This window comes from Aquipuribacter sp. SD81, from assembly GCF_037153975.1.
Lineage (GTDB): Bacteria > Actinomycetota > Actinomycetes > Actinomycetales > JBBAYJ01 > Aquipuribacter.
Map to the genome: position 1 here is coordinate 26,195 of NZ_JBBAYJ010000025.1, position 20,728 is coordinate 46,922.

Sequence of the window (20,728 nt, forward strand, 5' to 3'; positions counted from 1 at the left end):
CGGGGTCACCCCACGTTCCTGAGTCGGGTCGAGAAGAGGACGGAGCGGACCTCGGTGCCACGGTTGGTGAGCCAGTCGTAGCGCATCTCGGTCGTGACGAGGCGGATGGTCGCGGCGTCCGCGGTGGACACCGGCGTCGTCATGGGCGTGGTCGTGCCGTCGGCGCGGGCCGCGGTCGAGTAGGTGAAGGCGATCCGGTCGACGAGCGACGTGGCCTGCCGGAAGGTGGGCGAGCCGTTGACGGTGCGCAGGACGTCGAACTGCCCGGCGTTCACCGTCGACGGGACGAGCGTCCACGTCACGACCTCGGTGTTCTGCTTGCGGAAGTCGGAGTTGCCGTCGATCCAGAGCACGAGCTGGTCGGTGGTCGCCCCGGGGTTGATGCTGCGCGCCTGCCGGACGTCCCGGCCGAGCCTCTCCACCACCTTGCGGACGTCGGCGAGACCGCGGGCCTCGTCCTCGTTGAAGCGGGCGTTCGCCGATGCCGCCACGACCACCCCCGTGATCATCGTCGTCACGACACCGACGATCACCATGGTCACGAGCAGCTCCACGAGGGTGACGCCACCGTCGCCCCGGTGGACGCGCAGCCTGCGCCGGATGGACTGGAGAACACGCATCAGAGCCTCGGCATGGTGAGGGTGGACCGGTAGGTGGACGTGTCGTAGAGCGCTCGGACCACGGGGTCGGTCGCGCCGCTGTAGGCGACCGACGCCCGTACCGCGACCCACCCCCTCCCGGGGACGCTCAGGGTGGAGGACAGCGGCAGCTGCACGCCCACCTTCTGAGCCGGTCCGGCGCACGTGAAGGTCTGCGACCCCGACGCGGCGAGAGTGAAGGCACCGCCGCTCGCCGTGCTGCTGCCGAGCTCGACGGCGAGGGTGACGGACCGGCTCGTCGGGCACGTCACCCACAGTTCGTAGACGGCCGTCCCCCGGTAGCTGCGGGTCTGGTTGTTCGCCACCTGCCACTCGTGGCTCATCACGCGGTGCACGGCGTCGATCGACGTGGTCGAGGCGTTGGCCAGGGCTCGTCCCTGTCCCGTCAACGGGTAGTCGGTCGAGTAGTTGTACAGCGCGGCCTGGGGGTTGAACGATGTCGCGCCCTCACGCATGGGGTTGGGGTTGCGCGCGAGCCGGTTGCCGTTCTGCGCCTGGTCCAGGTCGTAGGCGGTGAGCGTGCACGGCGCAGCGGGCAGGACGGGGCACGACGCGGTCCCGCCGGGCCCGACGACGACGGCCGAGGTGACGGTCAGCGTGGTCGTGACGGTCTTGGCGGTGCTCGCGGGCGGCGGCTGGCTCGCCGAGGTGAAGGAGAAGGTCACCGTCTGGGGGCTGGCTTCCACGGCGGCGAGGGTGCGGTACGCGAGCAGGTGGACGGTCTGCGTCGTCTCGATGAGGCCCGTGTCCCGGACGCCGTTGCCGTCGCTGTCGGGCAGGAGGGTGGTCTCCCCGGCCTGGCGGAGTCCGTCAGCGTTGGTGTCGACGACGTACGTCCACGTGCCCGAGGACGCGGCCACGTTCCATGCATCGCGCGCGCCGAGGTTCCGGACGGCGAAGCCCCACACCACCTCGGTGCCGGCGCCCGCGGTCTTGTCAGTCCCGCTGCCGTTGATGCGGGCCTCGAAGCGAGGCAGAGGAAGGCCGCGGGTCGTCGCGGTGACGAACGTCTCGATGCTGCGGCTGCGGTCACCGCCCGCGCTCGTCCAGCTGACGGTGACGGTGACGCGGCGGTAGCCGGTCTGACCCGCTGGCTGCGTGACGTAGCGACGGACGGTGTACGTCGTGTTGTCACGCGTGATCGGGGCCAGCTGGTGCTGGACCGACCCGACGGTGTCGACCACGAGCGCCTCCCCGTTGGGGACGTATGTCGTGCCACTGATCGCGGGGTCTCCCGCGATGCTCGCGTCCCCGCTGCGCATGGTGACGGCGCTGTAGTCGAGGGAGCGGACCGCCTCCACCTGCTGGTTGAGTAGGTTGCTCGCCTGCTGGTCGGTGCGCGCGACGACGTTGGCGCGGGTCGCGGCCAGCATCACGAAGGCGAACGACGTCATGAGCACTGCCATGATCGACAGCGACACGACGGCCTCGACGAGGCCGAATCCGGCGTCGTCACGCGCGGGCAGGCGCAGCCAGCGCCGCGCAGTCGGGTGGGGGTCCGGGCTCACATCGGCTTCATCGGGCGTCGGGGTCTTTGGCTTGACGGGTTGTGCGCGTGGTCCCCCGGACGGCCGAAGGGCGGCCCCGCCGAAGCGGGACCGCCCTCTGGACAGAGTCGTGGATCAGGCGCAGGCGACGACGCCGTCGACACCGACCTCGCCGACCGTGCCGATCTCGCTGTCGAGCACGAAGGAGCGGCCGGGGAGGTTGGCGTGGGTGGCGGTGAGGCAGTAGCGGTCGACCGTCGTGATGGTCGCCGCGAGGGTGACGTCCTCGGTGTCGTTCGCGTTGGTCAGCACGGTGTTCGTGCCGGACGCGGCGTACGTGCCGAAGTCGTTGAAGTGCTCCTCAGCCGAGACGGCCGCGTTGCGCAGGTCGGACTGCGCGGCACGGGACCAGGCGCGCTCGCGCTGGTTGAGGAAGGTCGGGATGGCGATCGCGGCGAGGATGCCGATGATGATGACGACCACGAGGAGCTCGATGAGCGTGAAGCCCGAGTCCTTCTTGGCCATGGCCTTGTTGATGCGAGCGAGCATTCTGCTCTGTCCCTTCGGTTCCGACCGGCCGCGGTGACCGGTCGAGGAGGATGACCGTGAGTCGGGACCTGGACCGTGTGGCGCCGGTGGCGCCTGGCCGAGGCTGCTGGGCGGACCCTGGGTGGGCCCCCTGGCTCTGCGAACCCGCCTCGCGACGGGCGTGCCCTTTCTGGCCTGACTCGATGACAACGAGGTCATCGGAACGCTGCGCCCGTGCTTGACCGGACCGCGAACCCGTCACCCGTCAGGAGCAGCGCTCAGCACGCGCCCGGCTGGACGGTGCCGTCCCGGCTGTCCAGGTGGAAGATGACTGCACCGCCGGACAGGTTGGGGTGGGCCCCGTCGAGGCAGTACTCCGTACCGTTCGCGCGCACCTGGGCGAGCTCCACGTCCGCGGTGTGCCGCTCGAGCAGCGGGTCGAAGCCGGCGTACGTGCCGTTGTCGGAGTACCAGACCTCGGCGGCGACGGCGATGTTGCGGAGGTCGGACATCACCGCCCTCTCCCAGGCCCGCTGCCGCTGTCCGAGAAAGGTCGGGATGGCGATGGCGGCGAGGATCCCGACGATGATGACGACGACGAGCAGCTCGATGAGCGTGAAGCCGCGGTCACCGGAGCCGGCGGAGCGATGTGCTGCGGGACGAATGGGGGTCATGACGGTCCTCGGCTACGCGGAAAGCGCCGTGCTCGTGAGCACGGCGCGTCCCTGGGGGTCTGGGGTCGGGCTACTCGATCTGCTCGAAGATCGAGAAGATCGGCATGTACAGCGCGATGATCATGGCGCCGACGATCCCGCCGAGAACCGCGATCATCAGGGGCTCGAGGAGGGCAGTGAGGGCCTCGGTGGTCGCCTCGACCTCCTGGTCGTAGAAGTCGGAGATCTTGCCGAGCATGGTGTCGAGCGCGCCGGTGTCCTCACCGACGGCGAGCATCTGCACGACCATCGCCGGGAACACCTTGTGCTGAGCGAGCGGCGCGGCGAGGCTCTCGCCCTGGCGGACGCTCTGCTGGACGTCCCTCACGGCCTTGGTGACGACGATGTTGCCTGTCGTGTCGGCGACGATGTCGAGCGCCTGCAGGATCGGCACACCGGCGCTGATCATCGTGCCGAGGTTCCGTGTGAGGCGGCTGAGCGCGACCTTCTGCGCGAGGCCGCCGAAGACAGGAAGCTTGAGCTTGAGCGGGTCGACGGTCTCGCGTACCCGCAGGTTGTTCTTGATGCGGTTCCAGACCACGACGCTCGCGACGATGGTCACCAGCAGGGTCGGCGCGAACCACGCCATCTGGTTGGACAGGAACACGAGGACCTGCGTCGCCGCGGGCAGCGTGCCACCGAGGGAGTCGAACATCTCCTCGAAGACCGGGACGATGAAGATCAGCATGCCCGCGACCGCGAGCAGCGCGAAGCACAGGATGACCGTCGGGTACGTCATCGCGGACTTGATCTTGCGCTGGAGCTTGACCTCGGACTCGTAGTTCTCCGCGATGCGCAGGAGCACGCCGTCGAGGAACCCGCCGACCTCGCCCGCCCGACACATGTTGACCATGAGCGGCGGGAAGACCTTCGGGTGCTTAGCCAGGGCGTTCGACAGCGAGACGCCCGTCTCGACGTCGGAGCGGACCTCCGCCAGCGTCTCCCGCAGCTTCGGGCTCGACGTCTGGTCGGCGAGGATCGTGAGCGCCCGCAACAGCGACAGCCCACTGTTGATCATCGTCGCGAACTGCCGGGACATGATGGCGAGGTCCGCGAGCTTGACCCCGTTGCCGAACGGCAGCTTGATCTCCATGTTGAGACCACCACCGCCGCCGGTCTCCCGCACGCTGACCGGCGCGTAGCCCATCTGCTTGAGCTTGCTGACGAGCACCGCCTCGTTGGCGGCCTCGAGCTTGCCCGAGGTGAGCTTGCCCGCCCGGTCGCGGACCGAGTACTCGTACGTCTTCGTCGCTGCAGCCATGGCCGCTCTCCTGTGTCCTCGGGCCCTGTTCAGCCGCGCCCGGTCAGGCGCTGGTAGTCCTCGACGTGGTGGCACTTCTCGAGGCCGTGCTCCCACGTGATCTGGCCGGTGCGCACGAGCTCGGCGAGGTGCTGGTCGAGCGTGTGCATGCCGTGCTGCGCGCCGGCCTGCATGGCGGAGTAGATCTGGTGGGTCTTGCCCTCGCGGATGAGGTTGCGGATGGCGGGCGTCGCGACCATGACCTCGGTCGCGACGACGCGCCCGCGACCGTCGGCCTTCTTGCACAGCGTCTGGCAGACGACGCCCTGGATGGCCCCCGCGAGCTGCGTGCGCACCTGCTGCTGCTGGTGCGGCGGGAACACGTCGATGACGCGGTCGATCGTCTGGGCGGCGTCCTGCGTGTGCAGCGTGCCGAACACGAGGTGGCCCGTCTCGGCCGCGGTCAGCGCGACGTGGATGGTCTCGAGGTCGCGCATCTCGCCGACGAGGATGATGTCGGGGTCCTGGCGCAGCACGTGCTTGAGCGCGTTGGCGAAGGACTTCGTGTCCTCCCCCACCTCGCGCTGGTTGACGATGCAGCCCTTGTGGTGGTGGAGGAACTCGATGGGGTCCTCGACCGTCATGATGTGGTCCTTGCGGGTCCGGTTCGCCTGGTCGACGACGGCCGCGAGGGTGGTCGACTTGCCGGAGCCGGTCGGGCCGGTCACGAGGACCATGCCGCGGGGCAGGCCCGCGAAGTTGTTGACGACCGGCGGCACGCCGAGGTCCTCGAGCGGCTTGATCTCGTAGGGGATCACGCGGAAGGCCGCCCCGAGCGACTCGCGCTGGCGGTAGACGTTGACGCGGAAGCGCGCGTGCCCGGGGACGGCGTAGGCGAGGTCGAGCTCGAGGTTCTCCTCGAACTTCTCCCGCTGCTTCTGCGTGAGCACGGCGTACAGCACGCGCTGGGTGTCGAGCGGCGTCAGCTTCGGGTACTCGTCGAGCTGCACGAGCTCGCCCGACACCCGCATCGCGGGCGACGCGCCGGTCGTGAGGTGGAGGTCGGACCCGCCGCGCTCGAGCAGCTCGATGAGGACCTCGTTGAGCTCGAACTCGCGGTGCGTGGTCTCCGGGGACTCCGACACCTCGAGCGCCTCCGGCGCGTCGAAGCGCGCGGCGACGGAGTCGAACCCGCCGTCGATGTCGACGTCGGCCTCGCCGAGGGAGTCGTCGGACCAGCTCGAGTAGTCGAAGTCCTGGAACGCCTCCGCCGGTGCCGGCGCCGGTGCGGCGGGCGCGCCGCTCGGCATGACCGACGGCGTCCACGACGGGGTCGCCGGCGGCGGGACCGCGGGCGCCGACGCACCGACGTCCTGGTAGCCGGCGGCGGGTCCGGGGACCCCGGGCAGTCGCGGCGCGCTCGCGCCGTCGAAGGCGAAGCTGTTCGGCTGGTAGCCCTGGTCGCTCACTGCACACCCCTGCTGCGTCTGACGGGTCGGCGGGTGACGCCGGAGCGGCGCCACCGGTACGTGTCGGCGCCCAGGAGGGGCGCCTTGAGCGCACCGCTCACGCGACCACCCGCAGGATCTCGTCGACCGTCGTGACCCCGGCCCGGACCTTCGCCATGCCGTCCTGGCGCAGCGTCGTCATGCCCTGCTCGCGCGCGATCGCGCCGATCTCGGTGGCCGACGCGCGCGCGACCGTCAGCCGCTCGATCTCCTCGCTCACGAGCATGACCTCGTGCAGCGCGAGCCGGCCCTTGTAGCCGGTCTTCGCGCACGCGGTGCAGCCGACCGGGCGGCGCAGCGTCGGGACGGGCTCGTCGGGGTGCAGCCCGAAGCGGACCGCCTCGAGCTCCGCGCGGTCGGGCACGTAGTCCTCCGAGCACTTGCCGCACAGCCGGCGCGCGAGGCGCTGCGCGAGGACGGCGTCGAGGGCGGAGCCGACGAGGAACGGCTCCACGTCCATCTCCGTCAGGCGCGTGACGGCGCTCGGGGCGTCGTTGGTGTGCAGCGTCGACAGCACGAGGTGACCGGTGAGCGCGGCCTCGATGGAGATCTGCGCGGTCTCGTGGTCGCGGATCTCGCCCAGCAGCACGACGTCGGGGTCCGAGCGCAGGATGGAGCGCAGCGCCGCGGCGAACGTCAGCCCGGCCTTGGGGTTGACCTGCACCTGGTTGATGCCGGGCAGCCGGTACTCGACGGGGTCCTCGACCGTGATGACGTTGATCTCGGGCTTGGAGACGACGTTGAGCGTCGCGTACAGCGTCGTCGACTTGCCGGAGCCGGTCGGGCCGGTGACGAGGATCATGCCGTACGGCTTCACGTAGGAGGTCTTGAAGCGCTCGGCGTTGGAGTCGCTGAAGCCGAGGTCCGTCAGCGCCATCCGCGTGTTGGAGTTGTCGAGGATGCGCATGACGACCTTCTCGCCCCACACCGTCGGCAGCGTCGCCACGCGCAGGTCGATCTTGCGGCCGTTCGCGTTGATCGACAGGCGGCCGTCCTGCGGCTTGCGTCGCTCGGCGATGTCGATGTCGCTCATGATCTTCAGGCGGGACACGACGCCGCTGGCGATGGCCTTCGGCGAGCGCATGACCTCGTGGAGCACGCCGTCGATGCGGCAGCGGATGCGCAGCGCGTCCTCGCCCGGCTCCACGTGGATGTCGCTCGCCCGGTCCTGGATCGCCTGGGTGATGAGCATGTTGACGTACTTGACGATCGGCGCGTCCTCGACGACCTCACGGACGTGGGCGAGCTCGTCGTCGGCCTCCTCGCCGTCGATCGCGCTCGTGATGTCGTCCATGTCGGCGTCGGCGCGGCAGTACCGGTCGATGGCGGCGAGCAGGTCGTCGCGGGTCGCGACGACCGGGCGCGCCTCGCGGCCCGTGATCTGCCGGACGTCGTCGAGGGCGAACACGTTGCCCGGGTCCGCCATCGCCAGGCGCAGCCGGCCGCCGTCGTCGTAGCCGATCGGCAGGACCGTGTGGCGCCGGCAGATGGTCGCGTTGAGGGCGGCGACCGCCGTCGCGTCGACCGGCGCCTCGGTGAGGTCGACGAACTCCAGGCCGATCTGGCTCGCGAGCGCGGCGACCAGCTGCGACTCGGTGATGTGGCCCATCTCCACGAGGATCCGGCCGAGCGGGGTGCCGACGCGCTCGTGCTCCAGCCACGCCTCGTCGAGCTGGGCGGCGTCGACGAGCCGCTCCTCGAGGAGGATGTCGGTCAGCTGCTTCACCGGCCCACCGCCGCTCGCCCGCGCAGGGAGGAGGTCATGGACCAGGAGGTCGGCGCCGGTAGCCGCCCGCTTGACCCTAGAGGGGGATGTCGGGCCGGGCGGCGGCGAGCGCCACCCGCATGGGCGCAACCTCGGGGCGCCGGCCGGTCATGAGGGCCACCTGCTCGACGGCCTGGTGCAGCAGCATGAGGCTGCCCGGCGCGACCGCTCCCCCGGCGCCCGCCCACGCGCGGGCGAGCGCGCTCGGCCACGGCTCGTAGGCGACGTCGAGGAGCACACCCTGGACCCGGCGCGGTACGAGCGCGGCGACCGCGTCGGCGGCGCCGCCCGGGACGGTCGACACGACGACGTCGGCCGCGGCCAGGGCGGGCGCCGTCCCGGCGTCCGGCCACGGCCGGAGCTCGACGGCGCTGCCGCAGCGCTGGGCCGCAGCGGTGACGGCGCCCGCGCGGGCGGGGTCGCGCACGTGGACGACGGCGGTCGGGCAGCCGAGCCGGCGCAGCGCGAGGATGGTGGAGGCGGCGGTCGCGCCGCCGCCGAGCACGTGCGCGACGGCCGGCGCCCAGCCCGGCCCACCGGGCGCGACCTCCTGCAGCGCGGCGACGATGCCGGCGACGTCGGTGTTCGCGCCGTGCCGAGCTCGCCGTGCGCCGTCGGGCGCCGGCCCCCACACGAGCGTGTTGCACGCGCCGGTGACGTCGACGGCCTCGTCGGCGGTGTCGAGCAGCGGCAGGACGGCCTGCTTGAGCGGCATCGTGAGCGACAGCCCGACCCACGCCGGGTCGGCGTCGAGGTCGTCGACGAGGCCGGCGAGCCCCGCCGCGTCGACCTCGCGCCGCTCGTAGGTCCAGCCCTCGAGCCCGAGGGAGGCCCAGGCGGCGGTGTGGAGCACCGGGGAGAGCGAGTGGGCGACGGGCGAGCCGAGGACGGCCGCCCGCCGCGCGGCCGCCGCCGCGACATCGTCAGTCACAGACGAGCTGGCCGTCGACGCTGTTCTCGCGCTGGAACTCGTTGAGCTGCCGCACGTTCGCGTTGTGCTCGTCGAGGGTCTCCGCGAAGGCCGTCTCGCCCGTGCACAGGTCGACGGTGACGAAGTACACCCACGGCCCGGGCGTCGGGGACAGCGCCGCCTCGATCGCCTGCCGGCCCGGGTTCTTGATGGGCGCCGGCGGCAGGCCCTGGACCGCGTACGTGTTGTACGGGCTGTCGCTCGCGCGCTGCTCGTCCGTGGTGCGGATGTCGAAGGTCTGCGTCGCGTAGTTCGTCGTGGAGTCCAGCTGCAGCGGGATGCCCTGGTCGATGCGGTTCTCGATCACCTGCGCCACCCGGCCGAAGTCCTCGTCGAGCCGGGCCTCGCCCTGGATGAGGCTCGCCTCGGTGAGCACCCGGAGCTGCTCCTCCGGCGGCACCCCCACCTCGGCTAGCACCTCCTGGCCGCGGTCGACCATCGTCTGCAGCATCTCCACGGGCGTCGCGTCGTCGCCGAACTGGTAGCCGTCGGGGTAGAGGAACCCCTCCGCCGGGTGGACGAGCACGTCCTCCGGCGCGGGGGCCGCCGCCGGCAGCTCGACCTCGTCGAGAGCGGCCTCCAGCTCGTCGCGGTCGGCGCCCGTCTGCTCGGCGAGGCGGTCGAGCACCTGCTCGACCCGCAGGCCCTCGGCGAAGACGACCGTGTCCTCGCGGGCGCGGTTGGCGGGGTCGAGCAGGCCGGCGACGGCGTCGGTGGCGGGGATGCCCTGCGGCAGCGTGTACGTGCCGGGCTGCACGGCGGTGAAGTCGGGCTCGGCGTTGGCGGCGGCGACGAAGGCCTCGACGCTCGCCACGACCCCGGCGTCGACGAGCGACTGCCCCATCTCGCGGCCCGTCTCGCCCGGCTCGACGACGACCTCGACGGCACCCTCGCCCGGCCCCTCGAAGTCCTCGGCCCCCGCGAACAGCTCGACGTCGCCCACCTGGTCGAGGACGGGGCTCACCTGCTGCCACGCGAACCAGCCGGCGACCCCGACGGCGCCGACGACCACGGTCATGAGCACGAGCCGCAGCGCCGACCGGAGCCCGCGGCGGGTCGGGACCGGCTCGACCTCGGCCGGCACGTAGCCGTCGGCGACGGGGTCGCCGAAGGTGTGGTCGTAGTCCGGCTCGTCCCACGGGTGCACGACCGGCGCGGCCTGCGGCTGGACGTCCCCGTCGTGGTGCTGGTCGTACGGGTGGTCGTGGGGCTGCTCGTACGGCTCCGCGTGCGGCTGCTCGTACGGCCCGCCGTGCGGCTGCTCGTACGGCTGCTCGTACGGCTCGCCGTGGACGGACGGCTCGACCGGCTCGTGGACCGGCTCGTCGACCGGCTCGTGGAGCGGCTCGTGGAAGGCCTCACGGACCGGCTCCTCGCCCTCCGTGGCACGCCGGTGCAGCTCGGCCTCGACGCGGGCCGCGCGTCGCGGACTGGTCCGGCGCAGCTCGGCCAGGTCGACGCCGTCGAGGTCGACGGTGCGCAGGTCGGCGCTGTCGAGGTCGCCGTGCCCCCCGGGGCCCGGGTCGGTCATGCGTCCGCTCCTGTCACGGGCCCGCCCCGCGGGGGGACGGGCTCTCCACGTCGTGCGGCCGCCTGGGGGTCGGCCCCGGCACCCTCGGCGTCGAGGACGTGCTGGAGCAGGATGGCGGCCGCCGTCCTGTCCACCACCGTACGGTGCGTGCGGCCCTTGCGTCCTGCCTGGTGCAGCGCCTGGTGCGCGCTCGTGGTGGTGAACCGCTCGTCGACGAGCCGCACGGGCAGCGGCGCGAGGGCGTCGGCGAGCCGCTGGGCGTAGGCGCGCGCCTCGGCCGCGGCCGGCCCCTCCCGACCCGACAGCCCGACCGGCAGGCCCACGACGACGTCGGTCACCTCGCGCTCGGCGGCGATGGCGGCGAGCTCGCGGACGTCGGTGCCGTCACCGCTGCGACGCAGCGTGTCCAGCGGCACCGCGACCGTGCGCCGGGGGTCGCTGACGGCGACCCCGACCCTGACCGAGCCGGGGTCGACCGCGAGGCAGGCGCCCATCCTCAGGCCCCGACCACCTCGGCGACGAGCCGCCGCACCGCCGCGAGGGCGTCGTCGACCTTCGCCGGGTCCGTGCCGCCGCCCTGGGCGAGGTCCGGCTTGCCGCCACCGCCGCCGCCGAGCACCGTCGCGGCCGCCCGCACGAGGTCGCCCGCGGCCACGCCCTGCTCGCGTGCGGTCGCGTTCGTCGCGACGACGACGAGCGGGCGACCCTTCGCGACGGCGCTGAGCGCGACCACGGCGGGCGCGCTGTCGCCGAGGCGCTGGCGCACGTCGAGCACGAGCGTGCGGACGTCGTCACCCCCGACCTCGCCGAGCGAGCCGGTGACGAGCCGGACCGGCCCGACGAGGTCCGCGCCCTCGGCGAGCCGCGGGGCGGCGGCGAGGACGCGCTCGGCCTGCAGCCGCTGCAGCTCCTTCTCCGCCTCGCGCAGCCGCGTCACGATGCTGCCGACGCGCTCGGGCACCTCGTCCGGACGGACCTTGAGGGCGTCGCTCACGCTCGCGAGGAGCACGTGCTCGCGCGCGAGGTGGGCGTAGGCGTCGACGCCGACCAGCGCCTCCACGCGGCGCACCCCCGCGCCGATCGAGCTCTCGCCGAGCAGCGTGACGACCCCGAGCTGCCCGGAACGGTCGACGTGGGTGCCGCCGCACAGCTCGCGGGCCCAGTCCCCGACGCTCACGACGCGGACCGCGTCGCCGTACTTCTCCCCGAACAGCGCCATCGCCCCGGCCGCACGGGCCTGGTCCTGCGTCATGACCTCGGCCGTGACCTCGAGGTCGTCGGCGAGCAGGGTGTTGACCCGCTGCTCGACGTCGCGGAGCACCGTGCCCGGCACGGGCCCGGAGGAGGAGAAGTCGAAGCGGAACCGGCCGGGGGCGTTCTCCGAGCCCGCCTGCGTCGCGGTCTCCCCGAGGGCCTCGCGGATCGCCTTGTGCACCATGTGCGTCGCGGTGTGCGCCCGGCTGATCGCGCGCCGGCGCTCGACGTCGACCTCGGCGCGGACCGCGTCGCCGAGGAGGACCTCCCCGGCCGTCACGGTGCCGCGGTGCACGACGAGGCCGGTGAGGGGGCTCTGGACGTCGACGACGTCGACGAGCGCGCCGGACGTCGTGCGGACGGTGCCGCCGTCGGGCAGCTGCCCGCCGCCCTCGGCGTAGAAGGGGGTGCGGTCGAGCACGAGCTCGACGTCGGTGCCCTCGCCCGCCGCGGGGACGGCGACGCCGCCGACGAGCAGCCCCACGACGCGGCCCTCGTCCGCCGTGGTCGTGTAGCCCGTGAAGTCGACGGCCGAGCCGAGACCGTCCGACACCTCGCGGTAGACGCCGGTGTCGACGCCGCCGGTCTTCTTGGCGCGGGCGTCGGCGCGGGCACGGTCCCGCTGCTCGGCCATGAGCCGCCGGAAGCCCTCGGCGTCGACCTCGAGCCCCTGCTCGGCGGCCATCTCCAGGGTGAGGTCGATGGGGAAGCCGTACGTGTCGTGCAGCTGGAACGCCTGGTCGCCGCTCAGCGTGCGGCGCCCCTGCGCGCGCGCCGCGTCGGCGGCACCGGAGAAGATCGACGTGCCGGCGGTGAGGGTGCGCCGGAACGCCTCCTCCTCCGCGTAGGCGACGGCGGAGATGCGGCCGAACTCCTCCGCGAGCTCCGGGTAGGACCGGCTCATGCGCTCCATCGAGACCGGCAGCAGCTCGGGCAGGACGGGTGTGCTCACGCCGAGCAGGCGCATGGCGCGCACCGCGCGGCGCACGAGGCGGCGCAGCACGTAGCCCGCGCCCTCGTTGCCGGGGCGCACCCCGTCACCGACCAGCATGAGCGCGCTGCGGACGTGGTCGGCGACCACGCGCAGCCGGACGTCGGACTCCGCGTCCTCGCCGTACGTCACGCCCGCGAGGGACGCGGCCCGGTCCAGCACCGGGCGCACCTCGTCGATCTCGTACATGTTGTCGACGCCCTGCAGCAGCAGCGCGACGCGCTCCAGGCCCATGCCGGTGTCGATGTTCTTCGCCGGGAGCTCCCCGACGATCGTGAACTCCTCCTTGGAGCGCACGTCGGTGAGCTCGTACTGCATGAACACGAGGTTCCACACCTCGAGGTAGCGGTCCTCGTCGGCGACGGGCCCGCCCTCGCGGCCGTACGCCGGGCCGCGGTCGACGTAGATCTCCGAGCACGGCCCGCCGGGTCCGGGCTGGCCGGTGTGCCAGTAGTTGTCCTTGCGGCCGCGGCGCTGGATCCGCTCCGCCGGCAGGCCGGCGACGTCCTGCCACAGCTGGAACGCCTCGTCGTCCTCCTCGTGGACGGTCGCCCACAGCGTGTCCGGGTCGAAGCCGTACCCGCCCGCGTCCTGCGGCGTGGTGAGGAGGTCCCAGGCGAAGCGGATCGCCCCCTCCTTGAAGTAGTCGCCGAAGGAGAAGTTGCCGTTCATCTGGAAGAACGTGCCGTGGCGCGTCGTGCGGCCGACCTCCTCGATGTCGAGGGTGCGCACGCACTTCTGCACGCTCGTCGCCCGCGCGTAGGGCGGGGTCTCCCGGCCGGTCAGGTACGGGATGAAGGGCACCATGCCGGCCACGGTGAACAGCAGCGACGGGTCCGGGGAGATGAGCGAGGCGCTCGGGACGACGGTGTGGTCGCGGTCGGCGAAGAACTGCAGCCAGCGGCGGCGGATCTCGGCGGTCTCCATGACGGTCCTCGTTCGGGGTCTCGTTCGGGCGTCTCGTGGTCTCGTCCGCGTCCGGCGCCGGCCGGCGGGACGGCGCTCGTGCGGGGCGGGGCAGGCTCAGCCCGCGCGGCGGGCGCCGTGCTCCTCGGTGGGGTGCTCGAGCAGGTGCCGGGCCTCGTCGGGGTCCAGGCCCCCGGTCTCGACGTCGACGCCGAGCGCGGCGCGCAGCATCTCCTCGCGCTCGGCGGCGCCCTCGCGGACGGCGGCGGCGAAGTCCTGCACGGCGTCGGCGAGGCGCCGCACCTGCGTGCCCACCCCGGCGGCCGCGTTCTGGCCGAGCGTGGAGGCGAAGCGGCTGCTCGCGTCGGCGACGGACTCCGGGGTCGTGCGCCGCAGCGCCGCCCCCGCCCGCCGGACGACCACGACACCGGCCACGGCGCCCAGGCCGAGCCACACGAGCCGGCTCACCGGGCCCGCCGTCCCGCGCGGCGCCCGGCGCGGGCGCCGGACAGCGCCTGCCGCACCCCGTAGGTGAAGGCGGCGACGCGGATGATCGGGCTGCCGAGCGTCGCGGCGAACAGGGCGGTGAGCGCCGACACGTTCGTCGTCGTCGAGGCGACGTTGGTCGTGATGGTGTCGACCTTCTGCATCTGCTCGTTCGTCGTGGCGACCGTGGTGGTGACCTCGGAGATGAGCGGTGTCGTCTCGTTCGACAGGTTCCGGATCGTGATGCGGGCCTCGTCGATGGCCGAGCCCAGCTTGACCAGCGGGATGGCGAGCCAGATGACGAGGAGCAGGAACGCGACGGCCGCGATGAGCCCCGCGATCGCCCCGAGGAACGCAGGCACGTCGGACATGGCCGCGACCCTACCCGCTGCCGGGTGCGGCACCGCGTCCGAGCAGGGCGCGCAGCCGCTCGAGGCGCTCGGCGAGCCGTCCCTCGACGCCTCGGTCGGTGGGCCGGTAGTACACGCGGTCGGCGAGGTCGTCGGGCAGGTACTGCTGGCGCGCGACGCCGTGCGGCTCGTCGTGGGCGTACCGGTAGCCGACCCCGTGCCCGTGCGCACGCGCCCCCGCGTAGTGGGCGTCGCGCAGGTGCGCGGGGACCGGCCCGCCCCGCCCGGCCCGCACGTCGGCGAGGGCGGCGTCGACGCCGAGGTAGGCGGCGTTCGACTTCGGGGCCGTCGCGAGGTGCACGACGGCCTGCGCGAGCACGATGCGCGCCTCCGGCATGCCGATGAGCGCGACGGACTGCGCGGCCGCGACCGCGGTCTGCAGCGCCGTGGGGTCGGCCATGCCGATGTCCTCGCTCGCGCTGATCATGAGCCGGCGCGCGACGAAGCGCGGGTCCTCCCCCGCCTCGAGCATGCGCGCGAGGTAGTGCAGGGCCGCGTCGACGTCGCTGCCGCGGACGGACTTGATGAGGGCGCTCGCGACGTCGTAGTGCTGGTCGCCGTCGCGGTCGTAGCGGACGGCGGCGACGTCGACGGCCGCCTCGGCGTCGGCGAGCGTCACCTCGACCGGCTCGTCGTCGTCCGCGTCGGCCCGGGCGAGCGCGGCCCCGGCCGCGGCCTCCAGCACGGTCAGCGCGCGCCGGGCGTCGCCACCGGCGAGGCGGACCACGTGGTCCAGCGCCTCCGTCGCGAGCCGCACGTGCCCGCCGAGCCCGCGGGCGTCGTCGACCGCCCGCTCGAGCAGCGCCCGGACGTCGTCGTCGGTGAGCGGGCGCAGCGTGAGGACGAGCGAGCGCGACAGCAGCGGCGCGACGACGGAGAACGACGGGTTCTCGGTCGTCGCGGCCACGAGGACGACCCAGCGGTTCTCCACCGCGGGCAGCAGCGCGTCCTGCTGCGCCTTGCTGAAGCGGTGGATCTCGTCGAGGAACAGGACCGTCTGGGTCTGCTCGAGACCGTTGCGGGCGTGGCGGGCGTCGTCGATGACGGCGCGCACGTCCTTGACGCCCGCCGTCACCGCCGACAGCTCGCGGTAGCGCCGGCCCGGTGCGGCGGCGACGAGGTGCGCGATCGTCGTCTTGCCCACCCCGGGCGGGCCCCACAGCAGCACCGAGGACGGCCCGACCCGCCGGGCGGGCCCGGCGGTGGCGTCGGCCTCCACGAGCCGGCGCAGCGGCGAGCCCGGCGCCAGCAGGTGCTGCTGGCCGAGCAGCTCCTCGGCGCGCGCCGGACGCATGCGGACGGCGAGGGGGACCGCGCCGTCCGGGTCCGCGTCGTGGGGTGTCGTCACTGCTGACAACCTATCGCCGTGCTCGGACGTCTCGGTGGTCTCGTCGGCCACCACCCGGCGGTGACGCTGCTGGTGTGGCTGCTCGTCGCCGTCGGAGGCTTCGGGCTGGCGTCCGGCACGTTCGGCAACCAGTCGCTGTTCGACCGGCTCACCTCGGGCGAGCCCACCGTGCCGGGGGACTCGCGCACCGCGCAGGAGCTGCTCGACGAGCGCTCCGACACCGGTCCGGCCGTCACCGCCCTGCTGGAGGGGCTCGACCCCGCCGACCCGGCCGTCGCGGAGCTGGTCGGCGACGCGCGGGAGGACCTGCTCGCCCTCGACGGCGTGGCCGGCGTCGTCGACCCCTACGCCTTCGGGCCCGAGGACGCTCGCGGGCAGGCGTTCGTCGGGACCGGCGGGGACGCCGTCGCCGTCGTCGTCACCCCCGCGGACGACGCCGACGAGGCGCAGGCCGGGGCGGTCGTCGAGCGCCTGGAGGCGCTCGTCGCCGACACGGCGGCCGAGGTGCCGGGCGCGCGGGGCGAGGTCGGCGGTGTCGAGCAGCTCGTCGAGGCGATCACGGGTCAGGTGGAGGAGGACCTGCGCGCCGGGGAGCTCGTCGCGCTGCCGGTGTCGCTGGCGGTCATGGTCTTCGTCTTCGGCGGCTTCCTCGCCGCCGGCATCCCGGTCGTGGGGGCGGTCGCCTCGATCGCGGGGGCGCTCGCGAGCCTGCTCGCGTTCTCCTACGCCGTCGACGTCGACTCCTCCGTCGTCAGCGTCCTCACGGTGCTCGGTCTCGGCCTGTCGATCGACTACGGCCTGCTCATCGTGTCGCGGTACCGCGAGGAGGCCCGCGTGCCGGTCGCGGACCTGCCCGCCGACCGGCAGGTCCCGGGCCGGCGCCACCGGCACAGCGAGCGCGAGCAGCGGGTCGACGCGCTGCGCCGGACCATGTCGACGGCGGGGCGGACCGTCATGTTCTCCGGCCTCACCGTGGCTCTGTCGCTGTCGGGCCTGCTGCTGTTCGAGGCCGACATCCTCCGCGCGGTCGGGGCGGCGGGCCTCAGCGTCGTGGCGGTCGCGCTGCTGGTCGCCCTCACCCTCGTGCCCGCGCTGCTCGCGGTGGGCGGCGCCCGGCTGCTGCGGCCCGGGCTGCTGCGCCGGGTCCCCGGCCTGCGCCGGCTCACCCGCGCCTTCGGTGACGTGCCCCCGCCCGTCGGGGTCTTCTCGCGCCTGGCGGCGTGGACGCAGGCCCGGCCGTGGCTCGTCGTCGTGGCGGTGACGGCGGTGCTCGCGGCGCTGGCGGTGCCCGCCCTCGACATCCGGCTGCGCTCCAGCGGCATCGAGCTGCTGCCCGAGGGCGCCGAGCAGCGGGTGCTCTTCGAGACCCTCGCCGAGGACTTCCCGGCGCTCGGCGGCCCCGACCTCACCGTGGTCTCGACCCGGACGGACGAGGCGGCCCTCGCCGACCTCAGCGCGTCCCTCGCCGACCTGCCCGAGGTCGCCGAGGTGCGCCCGGCTCAGGTCCTCGACACCGACGGCGCCGAGGCGGTCGCGGTCGTCGACCTCGTCCTCGACGTCGACGACGTCGCCTCCGGCGAGGCTCGCGGCGCGGTCGAGGCGGTGCGCGCGGTCGGCGTCGACGGCGGCGAGACGTACGTGACGGGGCTGCCCGCCAACCTCGTCGACTTCACCGACGCCCTCGTCGAGCAGGCCCCGCTGGCGGTGGCGGTCGTCGTCACCGCGACGTTCGTCCTGCTGTTCCTCATGACGGGCTCGCTGCTCGTGCCGGCCAAGGCCCTCGTGCTCAACGTGCTGTCGCTCGGCGCGAGCTTCGGCGTCCTCGTGCTCGTCTTCCAGGACGGCTACGGCGAGGAGCTGCTCGGCTTCACCGCGACCGGCGGCATCGAGGTGTTCATCCCGCCGCTCGTGCTCGCGCTCGGCTTCGGGCTCGCGATGGACTACGAGGTGTTCCTGCTCGCCCGCATCAAGGAGCTGCGCGACGCGGGCCTGCCCAACGACGCCGCCGTCGCTGCGGGGCTGCAGCGCTCGGGGCGCATCATCACCTCCGCGGCGCTCATCATCTGCATCGTGTTCGCCGGCTTCGTCACGGGCGAGCTGCTCATCATCAAGCAGACGGGGGTGGCGCTCGCGGTGGCCGTCGCGATCGACGCCACCCTCGTCCGCGTCCTGCTGGTGCCGGCGACCATGACGCTGCTCGGGGAGTGGAACTGGTGGGCGCCGGGGCCGCTGCGCCGGCTGCACGAGCGGTTCGGGGTGTCGGAGTGACCCGGTCCCCCGTGCCCGGCCGTGTCGTCGGCCGGTCGTGGGTCGACGCCGTGCGCGCGTCGGGCGGGGACGCGTTCGTCCGCTGGCACGTGCCGGCCTCGGCGGTCCGCGAGGTGCGCACGGGCGGCACGGACCACGGCGCCTGGTGGGCGGTCGTCGTGGGGCCGATGTCGTACTGGGACACCGGCGCGCTGCTCGTCGACGGGGACCCCGCCGCGGTCGCCGCGGTCGCGGGCTCCCTGCGCGCCGCCACCGGAGCGCCAGACCTCACGGTCCCGGCCGCCGCGGCCGCCCTGGCTGGCGGCGCGGTCGGCCTCGGCCTGGAGCCCGGGCGCACCTTCGGCTGGGCGTGGCGGCACACCACCCGCCCGCTGCCGGCGGCGCCCTGGGAGGAGCGGGTGGCGTGGGACCCGCCGGTCGACGACGTCGCAAGGCTGCTCGACGAGGCGAGCCCGCACGCGTTCGTCCGTCCCGGCAGCCCGTGGGTGCGCCGCTGGGCGGGGCTCCGCGGCGACGACGGCACACTGCTGGCGTGCGGCGCCGTGACCGAGCACGCGCCCGGCGTGCCGCACCTCGCGGCGATCGCGACGCACCCGGCCGCGCGCGGCCGCGGCCTCGGCGGCGCGCTGACCGCGGGCATGACGCGGTCGCTGCTCGGCCGCCACGCAGCGGTGTCGCTCGCGCTGTGGGCGTCGAACGACGCCGCCCGCCGCACGTACGCCCGCATCGGCTTCGCCGACGGCCACGACTACGTCGGAGGCCCGCCCGCCGGGTGAGGGGTGCGCCGGCCGCCACGGGCGCACCGAGCCGGGCGTCGGTCCCGGCTCGGCGCGCGCCCTCAGGACGTGTGTGCGGCGGGCGCGGGCTTCGCGTCGAGGCCCGCCTCCTTGCGCTGCTGCGCCGTGATGGGCGCGGGCGCACCGGTGAGCGGGTCGTGGCCGCCGCCGGACTTGGGGAACGCGATGACGTCGCGCAGGGAGTCCGCGCCCGCGAGCAGCATGACGATCCGGTCCCAGCCGAAGGCGATGCCGCCGTGCGGCGGCGCGCCGAAGCGGAACGCCTCGAGCAGGAAGCCGAACTTCTCCTGCGCCGCCTCGCGGTCGATGCCCATGAGGGCGAACACGCGCTCCTGCACGTCGCGGCGGTGGATACGGATCGACCCGCCGCCGATCTCGTTGCCGTTGCACACGATGTCGTAGGCGTACGCGAGCGCGTTGCCGGGGTCGGTGTCGAAGGAGTCGAGCCACTCCGGCTTCGGCGAGGTGAAGGCGTGGTGCACCGCCGTCCACTCCCCGCCCCCGACCGCGACGTCGCCGGCCGCGGTGGCGGCGGCGGCGGGCTCGAACAGGGGCGCGTCGACCACCCACACGAACGACCACGCCTTGCCGCCCGCGGCCTCGTCCGCGGCGGCCACGAGACCGGTCCGGTGGGCGATCTCCACCCGCGCCGCCCCCAGCAGCGCGCGCGCCTCGGCGGGCACGCCGGCGGCGAAGAACACGCAGTCGCCGACGGCGGCGCCGGTGTGGGCGAGCAGGCCGTCGCGCTCGCCGTCGGAGAGGTTCTTCGCGACCGGCCCGCCGAGGGTGCCGTCCTCGGCCACGAGCACGTACGCGAGCCCCTTGGCGCCGCGCTGCTTGGCCCACTCCTGCCACGCGTCGAGCGTGCGCCGCGGCTGCGAGGCACCACCCGGCATGACGACGGCGCCCACGTACCCGCCGGACGCCTTCTGCTGGAAGACGCGGAACGGGGTGTCGGCGAAGTAGTCGGTGCAGTCGACGAGCTCGAGGCCGAAGCGCAGGTCGGGCTTGTCGGTGCCGTAGCGCGCCATGGCCTCGGCGTAGGTGATGCGCGGCAGCGGCGCGGTCACCTCGTGCCCGACCAGCGCCCACAGCGCCCGCAGCACGTCCTCGGCGACAGCGATGACGTCGTCCTGCTCGACGAAGCTCATCTCCACGTCGAGCTGGGTGAACTCCGGCTGCCGGTCGGCGCGGAAGTCCTCGTCGCGGTAGCAGCGGGCGATCTGGTAGTAGCGCTCGAGCCCGCCGACCATGAGCAGCTGCTTGAACAGCTGCGGGCTCTGCGGCAGCGCGTAGAACGACCCGGGCGCGAGCCGCGCGGGCACGACGAAGTCGCGCGCGCCCTCCGGGGTGGAGCGGGTGAGGGTCGGGGTCTCGACCTCGAGGAAGCCCTGGGCGTCCAGCACCGCCCGCGCGGCCTTGTTGACGGCGCTGCGCAGCCGCATCGCCGCGGCCGGAGCCGGGCGGCGCAGGTCGAGGTAGCGGTGGCGCAGGCGCGCCTCCTCCCCCACCTCGACGTGCTCGTCGACCTGGAAGGGCAGCGGGTCCGCCGGGCTCAGCACCGTCAGCGAGCGGACGTCGACCTCGACCTCGCCCGTCGGCAGCGCCGGGTTCTCGTTGCCCTCGGGACGCCGCCGCACGACGCCGTCGACCTGCACGCAGTACTCGTTGCGCAGGTCGTGCGCGCCGGAGGAGTCGAGGACCTCGTCGCGCACGACCACCTGCACGACGCCCGAGGCGTCCCGCAGGTCGAGGAAGGCGACGCCGCCGTGGTCGCGCCGGCGGGCCACCCAGCCGGCGAGCGTGACGGGGGTGTCGGTCATCCCGGCGTCGAGGACACCGGCCGGGTGGGTGCGAAGCACGCGAG

17 protein-coding genes are annotated in these 20,728 nt (G+C 73.7%); 2 read left to right on the forward strand and 15 right to left on the reverse strand.

Annotated elements, in window-relative coordinates; all coding sequences use genetic code 11:
• Window positions 1-5: 5 nt before the first annotated feature.
• From WAA21_RS14565 to WAA21_RS14630, 14 genes are all read right to left on the reverse strand, one after another.
• Complete coding sequence (locus WAA21_RS14565; RefSeq protein WP_336923549.1) at window positions 6-620, reverse strand: PulJ/GspJ family protein; 615 nt, start codon at window positions 618-620, stop codon at window positions 6-8.
• Window positions 620-2,167 (reverse strand): type IV pilus modification PilV family protein, encoded by a 1,548-nt coding sequence (locus tag WAA21_RS14570; protein WP_336923550.1) that lies wholly within the window; start codon window positions 2,165-2,167, stop codon window positions 620-622. Before WAA21_RS14570 ends, WAA21_RS14565 begins: the two co-directional genes overlap by 1 nt.
• A 114-nt stretch (window positions 2,168-2,281) precedes the next feature.
• On the reverse strand, window positions 2,282-2,695 hold the full coding sequence (locus WAA21_RS14575) for a type IV pilin protein (protein WP_336923551.1): 414 nt from the start codon (window positions 2,693-2,695) through the stop codon (window positions 2,282-2,284).
• 257 nt (window positions 2,696-2,952) lie between these two features.
• Window positions 2,953-3,348: a type IV pilin protein gene (locus tag WAA21_RS14580; protein WP_336923552.1), complete on the reverse strand. Its 396-nt coding sequence runs from the start codon at window positions 3,346-3,348 to the stop codon at window positions 2,953-2,955.
• A 70-nt stretch (window positions 3,349-3,418) separates the two neighbouring features.
• On the reverse strand, window positions 3,419-4,648 hold the full coding sequence (locus WAA21_RS14585) for a type II secretion system F family protein (protein ID WP_336923553.1): 1,230 nt from the start codon (window positions 4,646-4,648) through the stop codon (window positions 3,419-3,421).
• A gap of 29 nt (window positions 4,649-4,677) precedes the next feature.
• A complete protein-coding gene (locus tag WAA21_RS14590) occupies window positions 4,678-6,096 on the reverse strand; it encodes a type IV pilus twitching motility protein PilT (RefSeq protein WP_336923554.1) in 1,419 nt (472 codons plus the stop codon).
• Window positions 6,097-6,193: 97 nt separating this feature from the next.
• Complete coding sequence (locus tag WAA21_RS14595) at window positions 6,194-7,861, reverse strand: GspE/PulE family protein (protein WP_336923555.1); 1,668 nt, start codon at window positions 7,859-7,861, stop codon at window positions 6,194-6,196.
• Between the two features lie 76 nt (window positions 7,862-7,937).
• Window positions 7,938-8,831, reverse strand: coding sequence for a shikimate dehydrogenase (locus WAA21_RS14600; RefSeq protein ID WP_336923556.1), 894 nt, complete (start codon window positions 8,829-8,831; stop codon window positions 7,938-7,940).
• On the reverse strand, window positions 8,824-10,401 hold the full coding sequence (gene mltG / locus WAA21_RS14605; protein ID WP_336923557.1) for an endolytic transglycosylase MltG: 1,578 nt from the start codon (window positions 10,399-10,401) through the stop codon (window positions 8,824-8,826). The genes WAA21_RS14600 and mltG overlap by 8 nt, the downstream gene beginning before the upstream one ends.
• Window positions 10,398-10,895, reverse strand: coding sequence for a Holliday junction resolvase RuvX (gene ruvX, locus WAA21_RS14610; protein WP_336923558.1), 498 nt, complete (start codon window positions 10,893-10,895; stop codon window positions 10,398-10,400). The genes mltG and ruvX overlap by 4 nt, the downstream gene beginning before the upstream one ends.
• Before the next feature lie 2 nt (window positions 10,896-10,897).
• Window positions 10,898-13,573, reverse strand: coding sequence for an alanine--tRNA ligase (gene alaS / locus WAA21_RS14615; RefSeq protein WP_336923559.1), 2,676 nt, complete (start codon window positions 13,571-13,573; stop codon window positions 10,898-10,900).
• A 96-nt stretch (window positions 13,574-13,669) separates the two neighbouring features.
• Window positions 13,670-14,020 carry a hypothetical protein gene (locus WAA21_RS14620; RefSeq protein ID WP_336923560.1) on the reverse strand — a complete coding sequence of 117 codons (351 nt, stop codon included), beginning with the start codon at window positions 14,018-14,020 and terminating at the stop codon, window positions 13,670-13,672.
• Entirely contained in the window at window positions 14,017-14,409 is a 393-nt protein-coding gene (locus WAA21_RS14625; protein ID WP_336923562.1) for a DUF948 domain-containing protein, read from the reverse strand. The genes WAA21_RS14620 and WAA21_RS14625 overlap by 4 nt, the downstream gene beginning before the upstream one ends.
• A 10-nt stretch (window positions 14,410-14,419) precedes the next feature.
• Window positions 14,420-15,742: a replication-associated recombination protein A gene (locus tag WAA21_RS14630; RefSeq protein WP_336923582.1), complete on the reverse strand. Its 1,323-nt coding sequence runs from the start codon at window positions 15,740-15,742 to the stop codon at window positions 14,420-14,422.
• Window positions 15,743-15,814: 72 nt separating this feature from the next.
• On the opposite strand from WAA21_RS14630, the gene WAA21_RS14635 reads away from it, so the two are divergent.
• Together WAA21_RS14635 and WAA21_RS14640 are read left to right on the forward strand one after the other, a co-directional pair.
• Window positions 15,815-18,064 (forward strand): MMPL family transporter, encoded by a 2,250-nt coding sequence (locus tag WAA21_RS14635; protein WP_336923563.1) that lies wholly within the window; start codon window positions 15,815-15,817, stop codon window positions 18,062-18,064.
• An 11-nt stretch (window positions 18,065-18,075) separates the two neighbouring features.
• Window positions 18,076-18,840 (forward strand): GNAT family N-acetyltransferase, encoded by a 765-nt coding sequence (locus tag WAA21_RS14640; RefSeq protein ID WP_336923564.1) that lies wholly within the window; start codon window positions 18,076-18,078, stop codon window positions 18,838-18,840.
• 62 nt (window positions 18,841-18,902) lie between these two features.
• Here the strand turns inward: WAA21_RS14640 and aspS are convergent, their stop codons facing one another.
• A complete protein-coding gene (aspS, locus tag WAA21_RS14645; protein ID WP_336923565.1) occupies window positions 18,903-20,723 on the reverse strand; it encodes an aspartate--tRNA ligase in 1,821 nt (606 codons plus the stop codon).
• Between the last annotated feature and the right edge of the window lie 5 nt (window positions 20,724-20,728).